The organism is Aeromonas sp. 603079, assembly GCF_049172135.1.
GTDB classification, from domain to species: domain Bacteria; phylum Pseudomonadota; class Gammaproteobacteria; order Enterobacterales; family Aeromonadaceae; genus Aeromonas; species Aeromonas veronii.
In genome coordinates this window covers 1-21903 of record NZ_JAAKPX010000033.1, presented here as the reverse complement: position 1 = coordinate 21903, position 21903 = coordinate 1, and the positions used below count along the sequence as shown (strand labels likewise).

General features: G+C 60.8%; 20 protein-coding genes. 9 read left to right on the top strand and 11 right to left on the bottom strand.

The window, feature by feature from the left end:
- Positions 1-2 precede the first annotated feature (2 nt).
- Complete coding sequence (rdgB, locus tag G5287_RS19785) at positions 3-599, bottom strand: RdgB/HAM1 family non-canonical purine NTP pyrophosphatase (protein WP_005340539.1); 597 nt, start codon at positions 597-599, stop codon at positions 3-5.
- 238 nt (positions 600-837) lie between these two features.
- On the opposite strand from rdgB, the gene G5287_RS19780 reads away from it, so the two are divergent.
- The 3 genes from G5287_RS19780 to G5287_RS19770 all read left to right on the top strand — a co-directional run bounded on the left by G5287_RS19780 (position 838) and on the right by G5287_RS19770 (position 3744).
- A complete protein-coding gene (locus G5287_RS19780; RefSeq protein WP_005340537.1) occupies positions 838-2001 on the top strand; it encodes a multidrug effflux MFS transporter in 1164 nt (387 codons plus the stop codon).
- Between the two features lie 135 nt (positions 2002-2136).
- Positions 2137-3186, top strand: coding sequence for an oxidoreductase (locus G5287_RS19775; protein WP_421231759.1), 1050 nt, complete (start codon positions 2137-2139; stop codon positions 3184-3186).
- A gap of 309 nt (positions 3187-3495) precedes the next feature.
- Positions 3496-3744: a hypothetical protein gene (locus tag G5287_RS19770; RefSeq protein WP_005340533.1), complete on the top strand. Its 249-nt coding sequence runs from the start codon at positions 3496-3498 to the stop codon at positions 3742-3744.
- A 53-nt stretch (positions 3745-3797) separates the two neighbouring features.
- On the opposite strand, the gene rimJ is transcribed toward G5287_RS19770, so the two are convergent.
- The gene (gene rimJ, locus G5287_RS19765) at positions 3798-4349 is read right to left on the bottom strand and encodes a ribosomal protein S5-alanine N-acetyltransferase (RefSeq protein WP_421231758.1); all 552 of its coding nucleotides are present in this window, start codon (positions 4347-4349) and stop codon (positions 3798-3800) included.
- Positions 4349-4903, bottom strand: coding sequence for a GNAT family N-acetyltransferase (locus G5287_RS19760; protein WP_421231757.1), 555 nt, complete (start codon positions 4901-4903; stop codon positions 4349-4351). The genes rimJ and G5287_RS19760 overlap by 1 nt, the downstream gene beginning before the upstream one ends.
- 345 nt (positions 4904-5248) lie before the next feature.
- Here G5287_RS19760 and G5287_RS19755 point away from each other — a divergent pair, with 345 nt between their 5' ends.
- Positions 5249-7024, top strand: coding sequence for a M4 family metallopeptidase (locus tag G5287_RS19755; protein WP_204384234.1), 1776 nt, complete (start codon positions 5249-5251; stop codon positions 7022-7024).
- Between the two features lie 32 nt (positions 7025-7056).
- On the opposite strand, the gene G5287_RS19750 is transcribed toward G5287_RS19755, so the two are convergent.
- Positions 7057-7950, bottom strand: coding sequence for a LysR family transcriptional regulator (locus G5287_RS19750; RefSeq protein ID WP_005340524.1), 894 nt, complete (start codon positions 7948-7950; stop codon positions 7057-7059).
- Positions 7951-8042: 92 nt separating this feature from the next.
- On the opposite strand from G5287_RS19750, the gene mdtH reads away from it, so the two are divergent.
- Positions 8043-9239 carry a multidrug efflux MFS transporter MdtH gene (mdtH, locus tag G5287_RS19745; RefSeq protein WP_421172242.1) on the top strand — a complete coding sequence of 399 codons (1197 nt, stop codon included), beginning with the start codon at positions 8043-8045 and terminating at the stop codon, positions 9237-9239.
- A gap of 140 nt (positions 9240-9379) precedes the next feature.
- The gene (locus G5287_RS19740; RefSeq protein ID WP_081042924.1) at positions 9380-10294 is read left to right on the top strand and encodes a bifunctional helix-turn-helix transcriptional regulator/GNAT family N-acetyltransferase; all 915 of its coding nucleotides are present in this window, start codon (positions 9380-9382) and stop codon (positions 10292-10294) included.
- Positions 10295-10337: 43 nt separating this feature from the next.
- On the opposite strand, the gene G5287_RS19735 is transcribed toward G5287_RS19740, so the two are convergent.
- From G5287_RS19735 to G5287_RS19715, 5 genes are all read right to left on the bottom strand, one after another.
- The gene (locus G5287_RS19735) at positions 10338-10814 is read right to left on the bottom strand and encodes an ASCH domain-containing protein (protein WP_266134772.1); all 477 of its coding nucleotides are present in this window, start codon (positions 10812-10814) and stop codon (positions 10338-10340) included.
- Between the two features lie 57 nt (positions 10815-10871).
- Complete coding sequence (gene prfC, locus G5287_RS19730; RefSeq protein WP_005349018.1) at positions 10872-12458, bottom strand: peptide chain release factor 3; 1587 nt, start codon at positions 12456-12458, stop codon at positions 10872-10874.
- Positions 12459-12677: 219 nt separating this feature from the next.
- Positions 12678-14525 (bottom strand): diguanylate cyclase, encoded by a 1848-nt coding sequence (locus tag G5287_RS19725; RefSeq protein WP_151286234.1) that lies wholly within the window; start codon positions 14523-14525, stop codon positions 12678-12680.
- A 195-nt stretch (positions 14526-14720) separates the two neighbouring features.
- Positions 14721-16175, bottom strand: a complete 1455-nt coding sequence (gene viaA, locus G5287_RS19720) for an ATPase RavA stimulator ViaA (RefSeq protein WP_421172245.1) — start codon at positions 16173-16175, stop codon at positions 14721-14723.
- 9 nt (positions 16176-16184) lie between these two features.
- A complete protein-coding gene (locus tag G5287_RS19715) occupies positions 16185-17798 on the bottom strand; it encodes an ATPase RavA domain-containing protein (protein WP_421231756.1) in 1614 nt (537 codons plus the stop codon).
- 313 nt (positions 17799-18111) lie between these two features.
- Between G5287_RS19715 and G5287_RS19710 the strand changes: the two genes are divergently transcribed.
- Positions 18112-18546, top strand: a complete 435-nt coding sequence (locus G5287_RS19710; protein WP_227341928.1) for a DNA polymerase III subunit psi — start codon at positions 18112-18114, stop codon at positions 18544-18546.
- Between the two features lie 109 nt (positions 18547-18655).
- Positions 18656-19105: a ribosomal protein S18-alanine N-acetyltransferase gene (rimI, locus tag G5287_RS19705; protein ID WP_216952883.1), complete on the top strand. Its 450-nt coding sequence runs from the start codon at positions 18656-18658 to the stop codon at positions 19103-19105.
- Positions 19106-19112: 7 nt separating this feature from the next.
- Here the strand turns inward: rimI and G5287_RS19700 are convergent, their stop codons facing one another.
- Entirely contained in the window at positions 19113-19613 is a 501-nt protein-coding gene (locus tag G5287_RS19700; protein WP_406596058.1) for a hypothetical protein, read from the bottom strand.
- A 227-nt stretch (positions 19614-19840) separates the two neighbouring features.
- Between G5287_RS19700 and G5287_RS19695 the strand changes: the two genes are divergently transcribed.
- Positions 19841-21631, top strand: coding sequence for an AMP-dependent synthetase/ligase (locus G5287_RS19695; RefSeq protein ID WP_216952881.1), 1791 nt, complete (start codon positions 19841-19843; stop codon positions 21629-21631).
- Positions 21632-21697: 66 nt separating this feature from the next.
- On the opposite strand, the gene G5287_RS19690 is transcribed toward G5287_RS19695, so the two are convergent.
- A partial coding sequence (locus tag G5287_RS19690) for a transposase (RefSeq protein WP_335875341.1) occupies positions 21698-21903 on the bottom strand: 206 nt, incomplete at its 5' end.

Genomic DNA, 21903 nt, shown 5'->3' with positions numbered 1-21903 from the left:
ACTCAGTGCGCCGCAGCCAGCGCTGCTTTGAGCTTGGCCAGCGCCTGACCGCGATGGCTCAGCTGGTTTTTCAGCTCGGCTGGCATCTGGGCGGCGGTGCAGTCGTGATCCGGCACGAAGAAGACCGGGTCATAGCCGAAACCGTGCTGACCGCGCGGCTCGTCGATGATCATCCCTTCCCAGCTCGCCTGACAGATGATGGGAGTGGGATCGTCAGCGTGGCGCATATAGACCAGCACACACCAGAAGCGGGCGCTCTTCAGGTACTCGGGGGCACCTTGCAGCTCGCCGAGCAGCTTCTCGATGTTGGCCTTGTCGCCGGCACCCACACCGGCAAAGCGGGCGGAGTAGACGCCGGGGCGCCCTTGCAGCAGATCGACTTCCAGACCGGAGTCATCGGCCACGGCGGGCAGACCGGTAATACGGGCGGCGTGGCGGGCCTTGATGATGGCATTCTCGACGAAGGTGGTGCCGGTCTCATCGGCATCGGAGACCGCAAACTCGCTCTGTGGGATCACCTGGATCTTCATATCGGCCAGCATGGCGGCCAATTCCTTCACCTTTTTCTGGTTACCTGTTGCCAGGACAAGCTTGTTCATCGAGCACCTCCGCAAAAATAATCTGCGCATTCTATGCGGCGCAAGCGTTTAGTAAAAGCGTCAATTACACCCGCTGTGATGGGGTTGCGGGGGATTTGCCGCCATCGAATAACCAGCTTTTTAATACATGTTTCCATAATGGAATAACCAAAGTGATTAAATACCATTTCTATTCATTACTGTGAGTCAGTAGACTCGCGCCCCAATTCATTAACCTGGCTGACTAAAGAGGTGACAGATGCCATTGATACTTTTGCTCGTACTACTGGTGCTGTTCAGTCCGCTGGCTATCGACATCTACCTGCCCGCCATTCCGCAGATGGCCGAGCAGCTGGGCGCCGAAGTGACACTGATGCAGGGCACCATCACCTGGTTCCTGTTCAGCATGGGGCTGGGGCAACTGCTTGTTGGCCCGCTGGCCGATCGCTACGGTCGCAAGCCCATCGCCCTGGGCGGCGTGCTGCTCTATGGCCTGAGCGCGCTGGGGGCCGGTTTTGCCGCCAGCCTCGGCGAATTGATGCTGGCGCGAGTGCTGCAGGGCTTCGGCGCCTGCGCTACCTCGGTCGCCGCCTTCTCGGTGGTACGTGACAGCTACGGCCCGAAAAAGAGCGGTCAGATGATCTCCTACCTCAATGGCGCCATCTGCTTTATTCCTGCGCTGGCCCCCCTGCTCGGTGGCTGGCTCACCGCCAAGGCGGGCTGGTCTGCCAACTTCTGGTTTATGGCCGGTTATGCGCTCATCGTCGGCAGCTGGCTGATGTGGCGGATGCCGGAGACCCGCCCGGAGGAGACCCGCAGCGAAGGGGCCCTCATCAGCTGGTCGCGCTACAGCCCGGTACTGCGCTCCCCCAGCTTCCTGTTCAATGCGGCGCTGTGCATGCTGGCGATGGCGGTGATCCTCGCTTATGTCACCGCTGCACCGGTGCAGCTGATGGTGAAACTGGGGCTCGATATGAGCGGCTTTAGCTACTGGTTTACCGCCAACGCCGCGCTCAACATCCTGGCCTGCTTTATGGCGCCGCGCTTTATCGCCAAGGTGGGGCCAAGACGCACCCTTCGCATCGGCCTGCTGGTGTTGATGCTTTCGGCCATCACCCTGACTTTGGCCATGCACATCGAGCATCCGCTGGCGATGATGGGGCCGGTATTCCTCTCCAGCATCGGCTTTGCCATGATTCTGGGCTCGGCCGCCGGCATGGCGCTGGCACCGTTCGGCCACTGCGCCGGTACCGCAGCGGCCCTGCTCGGCCTGTTCCAGATGAGCGGCTCCGGCGCTTTGGTTGGCCTGACCGGCGCCCTGATGCACGACCCGCTCAGCCAGCTGGCGCTGCATATGTGGCTGCTGCTGCCGCCTCTGGTGATGCTGATGACCCGGCGCGGTCGCCGCTTGTGTTTGCAATAAATCCTGTGCTCTGATGGGCACATTCGGGGGGCCATCGGCCCCCTTCTCGTTTGTATCGCCTTTACAGCATATGGCCATCCGGCAGAGAGCCTGCGATGGCAACCCCACTCACTCGATGTCAGCGGAGAACCCCCGATGAGCCACACTCTCAACGCAGCCCTGGTGGGCTATGGCTTTGCAGGCAAGACCTTCCACGCCCCCTTCCTCTCTACCACGCCGGGCTTGTCCCTGAGTTGGGTGGTGAGCCGCGATGCCGCCAAGGTGCAGGCCGATCTGCCCGGCTGCCGGGTCGGTTCACTGGAGGATGTACTAAGCGATGAGACCGTCGATCTGGTGGTGATTGCCACCCCCAACGACACCCATGCCCCCCTCGCCCGCCAGGCGCTGCTGGCAGGTAAACATGTGGTGATCGACAAGCCCTTTGCACTGGATCTGGCCGAAGCGCAAGCGCTGGTCGAACTGGCCGAAAAGCAGCAGCGACTGCTCAGCATCTTCCACAACCGGCGCTGGGACGGGGATTTTCTCACCGTGCGCCGTTTGATTGCCGAGGGGACACTGGGGCAGATCGCCCAGTTCGAGTCGCACTTCGATCGCTATCGCCCCGAAGTGCGCCAGCGCTGGCGCGAAGCGGGTGGCCCGGGTTCCGGACTCTGGTTCGATCTCGGCCCCCATGTGCTGGATCAGGCGCTGCAGCTCTTCGGCCAACCGGACTGGCTACAGGCAGACCTTGCCGGGCAGCGCCCCGGCGCACTGGCGGACGACTACTTCCATGTGGTGCTGGGTTACGGTGCTCTGCGGGTTATTCTGCATGGCAGCTGTCTGGTATCGGCCACCATGCCCCGCTTTGTCATTCACGGCAGTCAGGGCTCGTTCGTCAAATTCGGTATGGATGTGCAGGAAGATCAGCTCAAGCAGGGCTTGCGGCCACCGGCGGCGGATTGGGGCATGGATAGCGAACCCGGTCAGCTCAGCCGCATTGTCGATGGTCAGTTACAGCAGCAGAGCGTGGTGGGTGAGCCGGGAGATTATGGCGCCTACTATCGCGGTGTCTGCGCCGCCATCAAGGGTGAGGGAAGCAACCCGGTGCCAGCAAGTGAAGCGCTGGCGGTGATGGCGCTGCTGGATCTGGCCCGTCAGAGCCACCTTGAGGGAAAACGGCTGCCCTGTCAGAAGCTGTCTGACTAAGGTGCGGGTCTTCGGCCGCTATTGATCAACCTTGACCTTGTTAAACCGCCATAAGATGGCAGCAAAGTGGTGTTTTATTGTGCAATTAGCACCATTTGACGGCATCTTGTATTGATATCAGTCGTTGCAGTGGAGCTTTTTATCCACGGCACGAAAAAATGTCATTGTGATATCCGTTTTCATCGGTAACTAATGGGGCTATATTGCGCCCGCCTGCTGCCTCCCGGCTTCTTGTTTCAATACCGGGCAACGGTGGGCGCTGTGATGGTTGCACAGACCATCTCTCCATATTTATTTGAGGGAATGCACATGAACAAAGTACTGGTAGCCGGTATCCTGGGTCTGATGTTGACTGCTTGCGGTCAGAAAGAAGAAAAAGCTGCCGCTCCTGCTGCTGCTCCGGCCGCCGAAGTTGCTGCCACTGTAGAAAAAGCCGCTAGCGAAGCCACCTCTACCGTAGAGAAGGCCACCTCCGAAGCGACTGCAACCGTAGAAAAAGCTGCTACCGAAGCAGCTACCAAGGTTGAAGCTGCAGTGAGCGATGCCAAGGCCAACTAAGCCTGCACCTCATTGAAAGACGGGCCCCATGGGCCCGTTTTTTTATCTGACAATCAGGTCGCCGGATTAATCAGCGAGGTGAGGATGTGATCCTCCCAGCGACCATTGATCATCAGATACGCCCGCGCGAATCCCTCCCGCTCGAAGCCGAGCCGCTCCAGCAGGGCGCCGCTGCGCTGATTGGCAGGCATATAGCAAGCCATGATGCGATGCAGATCGTGCTCCCGAAACAGGTAGTCGATGGCGGCTGACAGCACCTCTCCCATCACCCCCTGCCCCTGATGCTGCTGGTCGATGGCATAGCCCAGATGACACGCCTTGAAGACCCCCATCAGGATATTGCTGAAGTTGCAGGTGGCGATCACCCGCTCGCCAGCCGGATCGAGGGCCACCAGATTGACGCCGGTGCCGTTGAAGAACTGGCTGTAGCTGTCCTGCAGCCGGGCATGCCAGTAAGAGAGGGTGTAAAAGTGCTCGTCCCGCAGCGGCTCCCAGGGGGTGAGATGGGCACGGTTGCGCCGGTAGAAGTCGAGCATCATGGGGGCCTGATCCGGCGACAGTATGGTCAGGTGGGTGCGGGCCGTCTTGATATGTGGCAGCGCCATCAGGACTCCCTCTGTCTTAGCCACTCGTCGCGCAGCAGGCTGTAGTGGGCATGGTCCACAATCCGGTTGCCCAGCCGCTCTGCGCGCCGGGTCACCCCCTCCAGCTGCATCCCGAGCCGTTCACAAACAGCCCTGCTGGGCTCGTTATCGGTGGCGGCGCTGATCTCCACCTTCTCCATCCCCATCTCCTCGAAGGCGTGGTGGATCAGGGCCTGACAGGCCCGGGTGATGATGCCGTTACCCTGCCAGCGCTCCGCCAGCCAGTAACCGATGACCACCTTGCCAAGATCATGATCGATGCTGTTGTAACCTATGACCCCCACCACCTCCCCCTGATACTCGATGGCAGTGGTGAGCCCCTCACCCCGGGCGAACTTCTCGATGGCACTGCGAATGAAGAGGGCGCTGTCGACGGGGCGCTGGAGCAGTGGCGGCCAGGGTAGCCACTGGGAGAGGTACTCCCGGTTGTCATTGCAGAGGGCAAACAGTTCGCTCGCCATATCGGGCTGCAAGAAGAGCAGCGCAAGCTCGTCGTCCAACTGCCATGAAAACATGGGATTCTCCTTTCAAATCAGTGATCAAATCGCGAACCAGCACCCAATGTAGCCAATCGCCACTGGCCGCGCCAGCCACTTTTACGGCCCCCTCCGGCAGGCTTCGCAGAGGGTGACTGCGCACGATCTCTCCTCCCTCAAAAGAGGAGGGTGGGTGTCTGAAACCGGATAATGCTCTCCACATGACGCCGATAAATGCCCCCAAACGGCACTTTGGCAGATCCTGCTACCCCTTTGTGCTGCGCTGTCACTTTTGACAGGGGGCACTTTCCCCCACCGGCACTAGCTTCAAAACGCCCGACCTTCGGTCGGTTTATCAACCTCATCGATTTAAGGAAAGAAGAGATGAATAAAATTTATCTGGCCGTTGCGCTGGCCTGCTGGGGAAGCGCCGCACTGGCGGCGCAAGAGGTAGAGATCAACGTAACGGCAAACGGCATCCGGGCCATGACAGGCCTCAGTGCCGCGAGTGGTACCTTGCAGCTGGAAGATGGCGAGTTTCGTCAGGTGCGGGTGGTCAAGCTGCCCAACGGCCAGCAGCGGATCCGCTACGAGCAGGTCTGGAACGGCATCCCGGTAATGGGTCAGGTGGTGGTGGCTGACAAGAGCCTGAACGGCCAGCTGCAACAGGCCAGCGGGCGCATGCTGCGCCAGATCGATCAGGATGTGGCAAGCCCGGTCGCCACCCTCTCGCCACAGGATGCCGCCAGCAAGGCCAAGGCGGGCAGCAAGGGGAGCAACGAGCAGGTCAAACTCTACGTGATGCAGGATGAAAACGGGCTGGCCCGGCTGGTTTATCAGGTCTCCTTCATCGCTGAAGGTGACAAGCCAAGCCGCCCCTTCGTCATTCTTGATGCCCAGAGCGGTGAGGAGCTCAAACGCTGGGAGGGGATCAACCACAAGGACGCCACCGGCCCGGGGGGCAACATCAAGACCGGCAAATACGTCTACGGTACCGACTTTGGCCCGCTCATCGTCGATGACAACTGCCGGATGACCAGCCCCAACGTCGATACCATCAACCTCAACCACGCCACCTCTGGCGGTGCCATCCACCAGTTCACCTGCCCGGAGAACCGGGTCAAGGAGATCAACGGCGCTTACTCACCCCTCAACGACGCCCACTACTTCGGCAACGTGGTGTTCGACATGTACCGCAACTGGTACAACACGGCGCCCCTCACCTTCAAACTGAAGATGCGGGTTCACTACAGCAAGAATTACGAGAACGCCTTCTGGGATGGCAGCCAGATGACCTTCGGTGACGGCGCCACCACCTTCCACCCGCTGGTGAGCCTCGATGTGGCGGCCCACGAGGTGAGCCACGGCTTTACCGAGCAGAACTCCGGGCTGATCTATTCAGGACAATCCGGCGGCATCAACGAGGCCTTCTCCGATATGGCGGGGGAAGCGGCCGAGTTCTACATGAAGGGGAGCAACGACTGGCTGGTCGGCGCGCAGATATTCAAGGGAAACGGCTCCCTGCGCTACTTCGAGGATCCGACCCGGGATGGCAGATCCATCGGCCATGCGGCGGATTATCGGGAGGGGATGGATGTACACCACAGCTCAGGGGTCTATAACCGCGCTTTCTACCTGCTCGCCACCAGCAGCGGCTGGAACACCCGCAAGGCATTTGAAGTGTTCTTGCTGGCCAACCGCCTCTACTGGGGCGCCAACACCAACTACCAGCAAGGGGCCTGCGGCGTCAGCCGGGCGACCGCCGATCTGGGTTACAGTCAGGCGGATGTAGCACGGGCCTTCCAGACCGTCGGGGTCGATGCCAGCTGCGGAACCACACCGCCACCGAGTGACAACGTGCTGCAAAACGGCGTGCCGGTGAGCAACCTCGCCGCCAGCAAGGGTGGCAAGCTCAACTACACCCTGAACGTACCGGCGGGCACCAGATCGCTGCAGATCAGCAGCAGTGGCGGCACCGGTGATGCCGACCTCTACGTCCGCTTTGGCAGCGCCCCCACCAGCAGCAGTTACGACTGCCGTCCCTACAAGGGGGGCAATAACGAAAGCTGCTCGTTCACCAATCCCAAGGCGGGCACCTGGCATGTGCAGCTGTCAGGGTTTTCCGCGTTCAGTGGCGTGACCCTCAAGGCCAGCTACTGATCCACCCGATGCGGGCCTTGTCCCGCATCGTTCTACTCATTGCGCCACCGTTTCGCCAGCGTGCGGGCGGTGGCCAACACGGTTTCCCGGGCCGGGTTGGGCCGCTTGCCACCGCGCCACGCCATCATCACATCCCAATGTTCCTGCGGCAGATTGCGCACATCGAGCCTGACCAGCCGCCCCACCTCCAGATCCCGCTTGATGGCCAGCTCCGGCATCAGGGTGATAAACCCGTGTTCCAGCGCCAGATCCCGCGCCGCGCTGGCGGGCTGCACCGCATGCAGGGGGCTGGCCGCCCGTCGCAGCCGCCGCAACTGCTGGATAAAGACGTCACACCCCGGCCCCCATACCTGAGGCGCCAGCCGCTGGTCGGCAATATCCTCCAGGGTGAGGCCGTGACAACCGGCCAGCGGATGCAATGGCGAGGCGATAGCGATAATGGGGGAGCAGCAGAGCAGCTCCATCTGCAGGCCCGCAACCGGCGGACGCTTGAGTACAAAGCCGATATCGGCCTCCCCGGTCAGCAGCGACTGCATGATCTCGCCGGAGTGATCCGTGGTGCAGCGGATCTCGAACGGCTCATCCACCAGCTCCATCAACAGCGAGCCAAACACCACCGAGGTGAGCGAAGGGAGGCTGGAGAGACGGATACAGGGCAGTGCAGGTGCCCCCTGCAGTGCCAACCGTCCTTCACTCAGAGTGGCCAGCGCCGAGCGGGCGGCAGGGAGAAACTCCTCGCAGGCACGGGTCGGCGTCACCCCGCGCCGATGACGCTGAAACAGCGGTGCCCCGAGGCTCTCCTCCAGCTGGGCAATCCGCTGGCTCACCAGCGGCTGTGACCAGCCACGAATGGCCGCCGCCTGACTGAAGCTGCCCAGCTCGGCCACATCCAGCAGCAGTTGCAGATCGTCCAGATCCATAGACATAAATAATCCTGATATGAAATATAGGTAGTTGTCGTCTACCACTATATCTAAACCCTCTCCAGAATGAAGGTATCTGTGAATGAGAGGGCGTTATGGTCGATAGGGCGAGGTTTTGGGGACGCTGGTTTCTGGCGCTGGATACCACACTGGTGATCCTGGGTTTCTTTGTGGTGATGCCGATGATCAGCCTGCGCTTCGTCGATCAACTCGGCTGGGCCGCCGGTCTGGTGGGGCTGGCCCTCGGCCTGCGCCAGCTGACCCAGCAGGGACTGGGGATCTTCGGCGGCTCCCTCGCCGACCGCTTCGGCGCCCGCCCGCTCATCGTCACCGGCATGTTGCTGCGCGCCGTCGGCTTTGCCACCCTGGCCTGGGCCGACAGCGGCGCCATGCTGATCTTCTCCTGCTTCCTCTCCGGACTGGGCGGTTGCCTGTTCGATCCGCCACGGGCCGCACTGGTGATCAAATTTACCCGTCCCCATGAGCGGGGCCGCTTTATCTCCCTGCTGATGATGCTGGAGAGCGCGGGAGCCGTCACCGGTGCCCTGCTAGGCAGCTGGCTGCTGCGCTTTGACTTCACCTATGTCTGCCTGCTGGGTGCCGGGCTCTTCACCCTGGCGGCTCTCTGCAACTGGACCCTGCTGCCCGCCTACCGCCTCTCGGTCAAACCGACTCCGATGCGGGAAGGGTTGGGGCAGGTGCTGGCGGATCGCGCCTTCTGCCGACTGGTGCTGATCCTGAGCGGCTACTACATGCTGTGGGTACAGGTGATGCTTATTTTCCCCATTCTGGTCAAGCAGCTCTCCGGCACCACCACGGCGGTGGGCTGGATGTACAGCCTGGAAACGGCGCTGTCGCTGGCGCTGCTCTACCCTATCGCCCGTTTTAGCGAGCGGCGCTATCGGCTGGAGAGCCGGCTGATGGCGGGTATCCTGCTGATGACGGTGGGGATCGGGCTGGTCGCCTTTGTCAGCACCCTCTCCGGCATCTTCGTGCTGCTGGCCTGCTTCTATCTGGGGATTATCATCTGTGAACCGGCCCGGGAGACCCTGATGACCCGGCTGGCCAACCCCACAGCCCGCGGCAGCTACATGGGCTTCAGCCGCCTCGGACTGGCGCTGGGGGGCATGACCGGCTATGTGGGCGGTGGCTCCCTCTATGACTTCTCGCTGCAACAGGGACAACCGGCCCTCCCCTGGCTGGTGCTGGGCACCATAGGCGTCGCCACCATGTTGCTGCTCTCCCGCTGCTTCTCCCGCCGCCCGGAGCTGGCTATCAGAGCCGCCGCCTGACGCCCCCCCCTGCCTACGGCAGCCCCGCCAACGGTGCTGCCGCTTACCCTATATTCTGCAAGCCATCACAGCAAAAGGTTGCGAATTACAACTTTTACGCTATTTTAGTTGTCATGCACAACTAAAAAGGAAACCACGATATGGATCCCCGTCCCCTGCGCGCCCTGTCGCGCGATCTGGTTCGCGAACTCGGCATGCTCTCCCAGCAGTGCGGCAATCTGGCACTCACCCCCATCGAGGCTCACCTGCTGATCGAGCTGGAAAACGCCCCGGCCACCAATCAGCAGCTGGCAGAAAAGCTGCACATCGACAAATCCAACGCCAGCCGTCCGCTGGCACGCCTCGCCGAGCGGGAGCTTATCAGCTGGCACCCGCACCCCTCCGACGGCCGCAGCAAGGAGGCCCGCCTCACCGTCAACGGTCAGGGGATGCTGCTGGAGTTGCACCGGGAGATGGACGGGGCGATGGAAGAGATGCTGGCGCAGTTGAGCTTGCCCGAGCGGGAGCAGTTGTGGCAAGGGTTACGTCTCTATCGCAGCGCCCTCTCCCGCGCCCGTCGCCAGCGGGGTTACCAGATCCGCCCCATCACGGCGGCGGACAATGCCCAGATCGCCTTGGTGATCCGCGCCGTCTCGGCCGAATATGGCCTCACCGCCGACAAAGGGTATGGGGTCTCGGATCCCAATCTCGACACCCTCTCCCAGAGCTATCAGGGGGAGAAGAGCCGCTACTGGGTTATCGAAGGGCCGGACGGTTCCATCCTCGGCGGTGGTGGTATCGCGCCATTGGCGGGAGAAGAGGGAGTCTGCGAGCTGCAGAAGATGTACTTTATGCCCGCCCTGCGCGGACTGGGCCTTGGCAAGCGGCTGGTGTTGCAGGCACTGGATGCCGCTCGTGGTTTGGGCTATCGCCGCTGCTATCTGGAGACCACTGAGGTACTGCGCGAAGCCACCAGCCTCTATGAATCACTGGGCTTTGAACACCTGCCCGGCCCCCTTGGCTGCACCGGCCACGGGGATTGTGAGATCTGCATGGTGTTAGACCTAGCGCTCTAAAGTGATAGCGGCAAGCAGGAGTCTCCCCTGCTTGCCGCTTCGTTTACTGCGGCAGCGCCACTACCCGGAATCGCTCCAGCACCAGCGTGGCGTGCTCATCAAATTCTCTCCCTTCCGCCTTCATCTCGCGTTCGAAGAAAGCCTTGTGCGCCTCGTGCCACCAAGCCAAAGAGCCATCTCCCTCCCCCTCCTCGGCGGCAAACGCAGCATCAATCTCATCGAATGGACACAAGGTGACTGACACCAGTTCAACCAGAGCCTTGGGCAGACCACTCCAGTCGGTTACCACCAGTAGGTCCCCCTGTTCCGGCATCCGCTCGCCCTTCTCCAGATACCAGTAAGCGAGGCTACAGGTTGCTCGCTTGCGGCCTGCTGCTACCAGCGCGGCACAGAGGTTGGCATTGTGTGCATCAGCACAGAAGTAGTCCGCTGAGACATGACGAGCCCGTGCTGCCACCGGCAGGGATAACAGATAACTCTCAGCCAGAGCCGAGCAGGCAGGATTCATCGATTCAACCATCACCTCTCCTTGATGCATAAAAAAATCCCGCCATCTGGCGGGATTTGGTAAGCAGTATCAGTGCTCGCGAGTCTGGCGGAACTCCACGTCGGGGTGACGCTCCTGTGCCAGGCGCAGGTTGACCATGGTCGGCGCGATATAGGTGAGGTTGTCACCGCCATCGAGGGCCAGGTTGACCTCGTTCTTGCGCTTGAACTCTTCGAACTTCTTGACGTCGGTCCCTTCCACCCAGCGGGCGGTGGAGACGTTGACCGCCTCGTAGATGGCCTCGACGTTGTACTCGCTCTTCAGACGAGAAACCACCACGTCAAACTGCAGCACACCGACCGCACCGACGATGAGATCGTTGCTGATCAGCGGACGGAACACCTGTACCGCACCCTCTTCGGAGAGCTGGACCAGCCCCTTGAGCAGCTGCTTCTGCTTGAGCGGATCGCGCAGGCGGATGCGGCGGAACAGTTCCGGTGCAAAGTTCGGGATACCGGTGAACTTGAGATCCTCACCCTGGGTGAAGGTGTCGCCGATCTGGATGGTACCGTGGTTGTGCAGACCGATGATGTCACCGGCGAAGGCGTCTTCCGCCTGCTCACGGTCACCGGCCATAAAGGTCACGGCATCGGAGATGTTCACATCCTTGCCGATACGCACGTGGCGCATCTTCATGCCCTTGCTGTAAGTACCTGACACGATACGCATAAAAGCGATACGGTCACGGTGCTTCGGATCCATGTTTGCCTGGATCTTGAATACGAAACCGGAGAACTTCTCCTCGGTCGCCACCACTTCGCGGCTCTCGGCCTTGCGCGGCATAGGAGACGGCGCCCAGTCAGTCAGGCCATCCAGCATGTGGTCAACACCGAAGTTACCCAGTGCGGTACCGAAGAAGACCGGGGTCATCTCGCCAGCGATAAAGGCATCGTGATCGAACTCGGGAGAGGCGCCCTGCACCAGCTCCAGCTCGTCACGCAGTTGCCGGGCCAGATCTTCGCCGACGGCGGCATCCAGATCCGGGTTGTTCAGCCCCTTGACTACACGCTTCTCCTGAATGGTGTGGCCCTGACCGCTCTGGTAGAGATAGGTCTCATCCTTGTAGAGGTGATAGACACCCTTGAAGGATTTGCCACAGCCGATTGGCCAGGTGATCGGGGCGCACATGATCTTCAGCTCGCGCTCCACCTCGTCCATCACTTCCATCGGATCGCGCACTTCGCGGTCCAGCTTGTTCATGAAGGTGAGGATAGGGGTATCACGCAGACGGGTCACTTCCATCAGCTTGCGGGTCCGGTCTTCAACACCCTTGGCGGCATCGATGACCATCAGGCAGCAGTCGACCGCGGTCAGGGTACGGTAGGTATCTTCAGAGAAGTCCTCGTGACCCGGGGTATCGAGCAGGTTGACCAGACAATCGGCATAGGGGAACTGCATCACCGAGGTGGTGATGGAGATACCACGCTGCTTCTCCATCTCCATCCAGTCGGATTTGGCGTGCTGGCCCGAGCCACGGCCCTTGACGGTACCGGCGCGCTGAATGGCCTGTCCGAACAGCAGGACTTTTTCAGTGATGGTGGTTTTACCCGCATCCGGGTGCGAAATGATCGCAAAAGTGCGTCTCTTGGAGACTTCACTCAGAAATTCAGCTGACATAATTCAACGTTCTTCTATTGAGCGGTGGCATCAGCCACCGTGGGAATAAATCCGGAATGCCGCTCACGGCACATGTATACGCAACGAAAGCCACGCCAGCTGGCGTGTTGCCAACCTGGTGGAGAGAGGGAGGAGGGTTGCGTTACATGGGTCTTATCGCCTGAGTCAAAGCAAAATTGCGCGACATTATACCCGCGCGAGTGAAAAATACCCAGTCCGTCAGTCGTCTGTTTCCACCCGGTTGCGCCCGGCCCCCTTTGCCCGGTAGAGAGCCTCATCCGCACGCCGGATCAACGCGGCCAGATCCTGATCATCATCGCGCTGGCAGGCACACCCGATGCTGATGGTCACCGGATGGGACAAACCGGGCAACGCCCGTTGGCCGACCCTGGCGCGGATCCGCTCAGCCAAACGGGACGCCTCCTCCAGCCCCGTCTCCGGCAGCAGTGCTAAAAACTCCTCTCCACCGGTACGGCCCAGTAGATCCTGCTGCCGCAACTCTCTTGCCACCATTCTGGATACCCACTGCAGTACCCGATCTCCCTGATGATGACCCAGCGAATCGTTGATCCGCTTGAAGTGATCGATATCAAAAAGCAGCAGAGAAAAGGGCATTTGCTGCCTGCGGGCCAGCTCAAAGTGCTCGCGCCCATCCACCAGCACCCGACGCCGGTTATCGATACCGGTCAGCTCATCGGTAAAGGCCAACCGATGCATCCGACGATTGCGCTCCAGCAACCACCTCATCGTCAGCAGAGCCACTCCACCGCAGAGCACCATCACCACCAGCAACCAGAAGCGACGCTCCTTGATCTGCGCCAGCTCCTGCCGCTGCAACTGCTGCTCGACCCGCAACCGCTTGTTCTCTTCCGCCTGGCGGGTCAGTTCAAACTGGCCGCGCACCCAGGCTGTACTCTGCTCTCGCTGCATCTGGTCGAGGCGCTGCTCTTGCACCAAATGATCCCGCAAGGCCGCCAGCGCAGCCGGATAGTCCCCTTGCAGCTCGAATGCTTCGCTGCGCACTGCGTAGAGATCCATCAGGTAACGAGTGTGCCCCTCAGCCTTCAGGATCGGTTCAATCTTCGCCAGTGCGCTCAAGGCCGGGGCCGGATCCCGCATTTTCACCTGCAGTTTGGCCATTACCAGCTCGAGATGGGCGTGGAGGATAGGATCAACTTCAGGGGTGAGCACGCCTGCTGCCTGCGCCAGCAAGCGTCCGGCCTGCTCCAGGCGCGCCAGACCGAGCAGAGCCTCCGCCAGCATCACTTGACGATCCGCATGTTCAATCCGGTACTCGGGTTGTTGCAAAAAGGCGAGACTACGTTCGAGCTCCTGCTGCGCTTCCTGATAGCGCCCCGTCTCCAGATAGACCAGAGCCAGCTGCTCTCTCATCCTGGCCAAACCGAACCCGTCATGGTTGTGGGCAAAGTGTTCATGCAACCGGTTCAGGGTAGTGAGAGCCTCGGCATAGAGACCCATGCGGCGAAACGCGGCGGCAATCTCGAGCTGCGCCCGGTTATACCAGGTGGTCAATCCCAACCGTTCGTAGATGTCGTGCGCCCTAGTGAGATCCACCAGCCCCTGCCCTGACGCCCCCTGAAACGACAACATGGCTCCCCGGTGGGACAGCGCCAGCGCCTCCAGCTTGAGCACAGCGGCCTCCCCTGCCAACCGCAGCCCCTCATCATAATCCCGACGGGCTTGTGCCACCTCGCCGAGCAGCTGATTGAACCAGCCACGACAGATGAGCAACTCGGCAATGGCTGCGTCATCTCCCCGTTGTTGAGCCAGCACCAGTTGGCTGTCGGCATACGCAATCGCACGGCGAGACGCCTGGATGTCATCGGCAGATTGGGCCCAGCAAGCCAGACGACTGATCCGCATCAGCTGGGACGGTGGATAGTCGCTGCCATCCCGCAGCAAGCGAGCAACGCGCTCCCGCAGCAACTCGATAGGCTGATGGACCTGCTCCATCTCCTCCAGTTCATTTTCCAACTGCTCGGGGGACAAGGGTCTGGCTGCCAGCCCGAATACCGCCAGCAACAGCAGCAAGGCAAGTCGGCTCATAAACACTCCGGATGAATGGGGAAAGAGCAGCAGGCGACCCGATACCGGAAAATCACCCTGTAACAACGGCTGTAAAGGCTACCGCAAGGAGAGAGGACTTGAATGGGTTTCATCTCACATTTTACAGCAATATCATAACGTTGGAATGAGGAGGGGGATACAGAGCGAAAGAGGGGGCTGGCTCCCTCCCGGTAACTAATGATGCTGCCAGCGCCGCAGTAGCCGGCCGCGCAGACCGCAATCGAGCAGCCAGCTGTTGTCAAAGACCCGCAACAGTGCCGGTTTGGCGTGCCGGGACATGGCCACTGCGTGAAAGCGGGTCTGGCGCTGGCGATAGCGGTTCATCTGCTCGAGCAGGGCATGGGGCAGACTCTGAGCGATAAAGTCCGAAATAACCAGCACATCTGCCTTGGCAAAGGCAGGATCATCGAGTTTGACCAGCGCCTTCTCCAGACAAGGCACCAGATCGGTACCACCGTGAAAGCTCATGGAGAGGAAGCGCTCCGCCTTGTCCAGTCCGGTATCGGCGGTGATCTCAAGGGTCGCCACCTCGGTAGAGAAGAGCATCAGGTAGCAACCGCGCTTCTCATCCATCGCCACCTTGAGCAGCGCAAGAAAGAGTGCCTTGGCACACTCCTCGGGATAGCCCCCCATGGAGCCGGAGGTATCGACACAGACGATAAAGGGGCCCCGCTGCTGCAACTGCTGCCCCCCCTGCTCCGGGGTGCGCAGCATGATGCGCTGGCGCGGCAAGGTGCCGCGTGACTGGTAACTGAGCAGGCGCCGCTCCAGATAGCGGCGGTAGAACTCCAGCTCCAGCTCCGGCAGCCCCAGCATCACCGCCTCGCTTGGCAGTAGCCGCATCAGGTCGCTCGCCTGGTGGATGCCCACCAGGTCGTCCGGCACATCGTCGCTGGGGGCGGGCTCCAGCTCCAGCACCTGAACCGGTGGCACCGGCTGCTCCTGCGCCCGGCGATCCCGCTCGCTGCGCCCGAGCAGAGCGGCAATCTCCGCCAGCAAGGGCTCGCGCTGCAACATACGGGCGTATTGCTTGACCAGCACCAGACTGCGTTTGTGCCAGTGCCCCTGCGCCAGATCCCAAAGACCACCGGCTGAGATCTGGTTCGGATCGAGGGCATCGGCCAGGGTGCGGCTCGCCAGCAGCTGATCTTCAATCTCCTGACGCTGCTTCTCCCGCTCCGCCTCGGCGATCTGCTGCTGCAGTTGCAGCAGGCTCCCCACCAGACTGGCGCGCCACTTATCGATAAAGAGCTGGCGCAGCCCCTCGGTGGGGTGAGCCATCAGCTGGCGAACCAGCGAACGGGCCTCACCGGCAAAGGGGCTGTAGTGATCCAGCGACTCCAGCAGGGCGGGCAAACGGCCTATCAGTTCGGTCATCGGCAACTGCCGGTGCGCCTGATAGAGCAGGTACTCCTGCTCCAGCGCCACCGGCACCGGCTTGTGACGGATCTCCTCGCCAAGCTGCTCACCCCAGCTCTGCAGGCGCTTTTTCAGCAGCTTGCCCTGCAGCGGGGAGCGCTTGATGAACTCGGAGATCTTGGGCGACGCAGCAAGCAAAAGAGCCACCTCCCCTGCCAGCTCCCCTTCACCGATCAGGAGCCCCAGATCCAGCATGCCAATCTCAAGCATGAGCGCTCCTTACTCGTCCAGCCTTGGCAACCGCTCGCGCCACTGTGTCAGCTCGCCGCGCAGCAGTTCAAGATCCCGGCTCAGCACGAAGAAGCTGTCTTCCACCTGTTGCAGCCAGCGCTGGGCAATAAAGAGGTGCTGCCGATGACGATCGAACAGAGTGCGCTGCTGTTTAAGCTCCTGCACCACCTTGCCAACCTGGGCAAGCAGCTCATCGAGCGCTTGCAGCCAGGGCTCCAGCACCACCTCAGGGATGGCGTTGCGCTCCATCAATACCAGCGGGATCTGCTTGCGCTGGATATCGAGCACCTGCAGGCGCAGCTCATCGTCAAGTACCAGCTCGTAGTGTCCCTCTTTCGGGTTGCCATATTGATAACCCACCAGCGCCTCACCGGTCGGATGCCAATGGGAAAGCAGGGTACGATCGAACACCAGGGTGCTGGTGAGACGCTCGGGATCGCTGCCATCCAGCGGGGCCGGGGTGAGCAGATGGAAGTGCACCTGCTTGCCAAAGGGTCTGGCGTTGGCGAGGGGGATCTCGATCCCCCTCGCCCGTCGGCCAAACCACTGCTTGCGCTTGCGCGCCTTGCAGCAGAGACGTTGTGCCACGCCCTGTTTGAGCTGTTTGAATTGATCCCGCAGGGCAAGCAGCTGGCGGGTCAAGGCCAGTTGCTGATAACCGTAGAGACGGGAGAACTCGGTCATCATCTCCAGCAGGGCGGTGCGGGACTCCTCGTCATGCCAGAGACAATCCTTGAACAGCAGCAGATCCACCGGTGCGACCTCATCGCGGCCATTGAAGAAGGCGCTCGCCTTGATGAGCCGTACCGCCTTCTTCCAGCGGCGATCCGACACATAACAGCGATGGGCCAGCTGGCTGTCTAGCTGCTGGCGCAGCTGATAGATAAGTTCGAAACAGGCATCCGGCAGGCGCACCTGCTCAATCTGGCTCTGCCACTGCTCGTACTCATCCCCCCGGATCTGCAGGGATTCCGGCAGATTCTGGTGGGCGTGACCGTCGCTGGCCAGCATGGATTGAAAGTTGGCTTTCTCCTGCACCCGGTCCATCCAGATCCGCACCAGCATCCGGTCGTAGAGCGCTTCCAGCCCGCTGTCCGGCGCCGGCAGCTCGTTGGAGGCGGTCACCAGCAGCCGCATGGGGATGGGATGCTGGCTATCACCATTGCGGAACTGCCGTTCGTTGATGGCGGTGAGCAGGGTGTTGAGAATGGCGGGACCCGCCTTCCAGATCTCGTCGAGGAACACCACCTCAGCCTCCGGCAGATAGCCGGCAGTGAGGCGCAGGTATTTGCCATCCTCTTTCAGCGCCTGAATGGAGAGGGGGCCAAATACCTCCTCCGGTGTGCTGAAACGGGTCATCAGATATTCAAAGTGGCGGGCGTCGTGAAAGGCCAGCTTGAGGCGACGGGCAATCAGACTCTTGGCGATACCGGGTGGCCCCAGCAAGAAGACACTCTCACCGCTGAGGGCTGCCAGCAGACCGAGGCGCAGGGCATCCTGCCGTTCATAAAGCCCCTCACCGAGGGCTGCCAGCAGCCGGGGCAGGCGCTCCTGGATGGGAACAAGACGCGCAGGGTTCTGGGCTTGAGCTAAAGACGACATAGAGAGTGTTCCGAAGCTGGGATGATGTTAGCCCCAAGGCGTGATATCCATTTGCTCGACCTTGGGTTTTGTCTTGTTATGATGTTTATTCTGGTATCTCTTGCCGCACAATACCCGCCTCTGGCAGGAAAAAACGCAAAGGCAGTGCGATACCGTATCGGCAGCGTGCTGCGCCCATGCATAGCCAGTGTCGTGATGGCACCATGCCCGCATGCGCCAGATGATGCGTTGCAAAGGGTGCAGCAAAAGCGGTTCGAGTGTACCCTGCGCAACACAATTTTCCCCAACGCAGATCAAGAGTGAGTCGCCCCAGATGCAAGATCCCGTTCGTCAGAGCATGTTGGCCCGCATGGGCATTCAAAGCTGGCAACTGCGTCGTCCGGCATTGCTGGGTGCAGATCTCGTACCCGAGCTTGCGCAAGATGCCGTGCAGCCCGACCAGACAGCACCGGCCACCCGCGCTCCGCTGCCCAGCGGCAAACTCTGGTTGCTGGCGCCTCAGCTGCCTGCCACCACGCTGCTGGCGGATATCTGCCAGCTGCTCGGCATGACCCCCGACGAGGTCTCACTGCTCAGCGAGCTGCCACCTGCCAACCTGCAAACGGCGGATGCCTCACCGCTGCTCTGGCTGACGGAGGCCAACCCGGAACGACCCGATGCGTTGATCTGCCCGCTGGCCCCCAGTGCCGCACAAAAGCGCGCCCTGTGGCAACAACTACGCCGACACCTGGCGAACAGTACGGCATGATCCTGCATCATGCCTTCAACGCCCTCTTGGAAGCCGCTCTTTTTACCTGATTTTACAAAAGTCGTCTTTGCCAACCCCGACATCCTCCACCCAGTCACCCGGAGTCAACATGCCTGAGTTTCGTCCCCTGCTCGAAGCCGATTTCGACCTTGTCTATCCCATAGAGCAGGCCGCCCACAAGGAGCCCTGGAGCCAGGCCAACCTGCTATCCTGCTTCGGTCCTCGCTATCTCAACGGCTTGATGCTGGTCGATGGTCGCCCGGCCGGCTTCTATATCTCGGATCTGGTGGCCGGAGACAGCTCGCTGATGAATATCTGTGTCCACCCCGAATTTCAGGGCAAGGGGTTGGGACGGACACTGCTGCAAGCCTACCTGACTCGCAGCAAACAAGCCGGGGCAGAGGCCTGGTTTCTCGAGGTGCGGGCAGGCAACCAGACCGCCATCAACCTCTACGAGAGCGCCGGCTTTGCCGAGTATTGCCGCCGCGCCGACTACTACGGCACCGGCAATGATCGGGAAGATGCAGTACTGATGTCCCGCCTGTTCGACTTCAGCTGATCCCGCCTCAATCGAGGGGGGCGTTATCCATCGCCGGATCCTGCAAGGAGAGAGTGGTGTGAACCACCGCCTCGAATCCGGCGGCGGAAAGCGGCATATAGAAGCCCCGCAGCCAGGTTTTCCCCGGCATCCAGATCTGCTGTATATCCACCACTATCTTGATCGGTTTGAGGGGTTGACCCGGCTGCTGGATATAGATGCCGGGCGGTGTGGCCACCTTGGGAAAACGGCGCAGGATCTGTTCACTCCCATCCCCCTTGCCCGGATTGAGCCGCACCTTGACCAATCGGCTCAACGGCACTCTCATCTCTTCACTGCGCCAGAAGCGTTCGTTCAATGCCTTGCAGCGACGGCACTTGGGGGTCTCCAGCACATAGAGCAGCGGATAGCCCAGCGCCAATGCCTGCTGTTGGGCCTGCTGGTATCCCTCCGCCCCTTCATACCAGGGATTCGCAGGCTGCTGTGTCTTGCCCAGAAAGTACCAGGCCGCCCCGCCCCCCACCATCATGAGCCCGATCACGGCCAATGCCCCTTTCATCCATAGATTCATATCGTTAACTCTCCCTTTGCTCCTTTGCAGTATCGGCCAGTCTGCGCAAAGGGAGAGCTATTTGCGCTCTTTGTGATCCAAGACAAACGGCGAACACTTGTAAGCTGTAATGTTGGAGTTTAAACTCTAGCCCGATTTTTAGTGCCCTCGCGGGCGTACAACTGTAATTAAAGGATGTTTAACTGATGCCGAAGCTTCATCTGGTTCGACTGATGCGTGAACGTATTGCCCAGCTTGGCAACAAGGCTGCCCTGCGGGTTCAGCAAGATGGCCAGTGGCGCGCCATCGGCTGGCGTACTCTGGGCCAGGCCATGGACTACTGCGCACAGGCGCTGATCCGTGCCGGCCACCAGCCAACCGAGATGGTCGGCATCTATGCCCGCAACATGCCGGAATGGACGCAGGCCGATCTCGGCATCTTGGCCGCCCGCGGCGTCAGCGTCCCTATCTACCCCACCAGCACCCTCGATCAGCTGCGCTACATCGTCAAAGATGCCGGCATCAAGGTGCTGTTCGTTGGCGAACAACCTCAGTTCGATCAGGCGCTGCAACTGATTGAAAGCGGCGAGATCCGCCAGCTCATCGCCCTCGACGGCAACGTCAACCTGCGCGGCTGCGAGCAGGCGAGCCACTTCCAGACATTTCTGGTCTCCGGCAACCATCAGCCCAGTGAGCAGGAACTGCGAGTACGGGAAACCCAGTACCGGATGGATGACCTGCTGACCCTGATCTATACCTCCGGCACCACCGGCGAACCCAAGGGGGTCATGCTCGACTTCAGCAACATCGCCGCCTGTTTCGAGATGCACAACAGCCGCCTCGACCTCAATCAGCAGGATGTGTCGCTCTGCATGCTGCCGCTCAGCCACGTGTTCGAGCGGGTATGGAGCTATTACGTGCTCTACTGCGGCGCCGAGAACGTCTATATCCGCGATCCGCAGAAGGTGATGGATGTGATTGGCGAGGTGCAGCCGACCGTGATGTGCGCCGTGCCGCGCCTCTACGAGAAGGCCTATGCCATGATCCAGGCCAAAGTCGCTCAGGCTCCGGCTCTGCGGCGCGCCCTGTTTGGCTGGGCAACCCGTGTCGGCAAGCAGATGGTTGCCACCCGTCAGACGGGCAAGTCCGCTTCCCCGCTGCTCTACGGCCAGCTCTGGCTCGCCGAGCGACTGGTGTTTCGCAAGCTGCGCGCCCGCTTTGGCGGCCGCACCCGCTTCCTGCCGGTGGCGGGCGCCCGTCTGGCCGACGATGTGAACCTCTTCTTCCAGGCGATGGGGCTCAACCTCAAGTACGGCTACGGCATGACCGAGACCACTGCCACCGTCTGCTGCTACGAAGACAGCCAGTTCAAGCTCGGCTCCATCGGCACGGCACTGAACGGCATCGAAGTGAAGCTGGGTGAGAACAACGAGCTGCTGGTGCGCTCCCCCACAGTGATGCGCGGCTACTACAACAAGCCGGACGCCACCGCCGAAGTGATGACCGAGGATGGCTTCCTGCGTACCGGCGATGCCGGTGAGCTCGACAGCCAGGGCAATATCTACTTCACCGAGCGCCTCAAGGAGCTGATGAAGACCTCCAACGGCAAGTACGTGGCCCCGCAACTGGTGGAAGGGACCATCGGCAAGGATCGCTTTATCGAGCAGATCGCCATCGTCGCCGATGCCCGCCACTTCGTCTCGGCGTTGATCGTCCCCTGCTTCGAGTCGCTGGAGGAGTACGCCCGCTCCATCAACCTGCAGTACCAGTGCAAGACCGAGCTGCTGCGCCACTCCCGGGTAATGGAGTTCTTCGAAGCCCGCATCGCCGATCTGCAAAAAGAGCTGGCCAAGTTCGAGCAGGTGAAGAAGTTTACCCTGCTGCCGAGCGCCTTCTCCATGGAGCTGGGTGAACTAACCCCCACCATGAAGCTGCGCCGCAAGATCATCGAAGCCAAGTACCAGAGCGAAATCGAGGCCATGTATAACCACGTCTGATATCGCTCAGGTTCAGATGTCTAGTCCTGAAATAGGTTTACACATTTTCAACTAGCATTTTTCTACTCAGAACCCTCTATGTACCGCATCGGGGGTTCTGTATTTCAACGCATGATGCGGCCGCTCCTCGTTGTAAATATCCACCGCTTCACGCACCATTTCCCGCGCTTGCGTCAAATCCTGCGGGCTTTGCAACAATAACTCTCCTTTCAAAATCCCGTTCACCCGCTCCGCCAACGCATTCTGGTAACAGTCATACCCATCCGTCATCG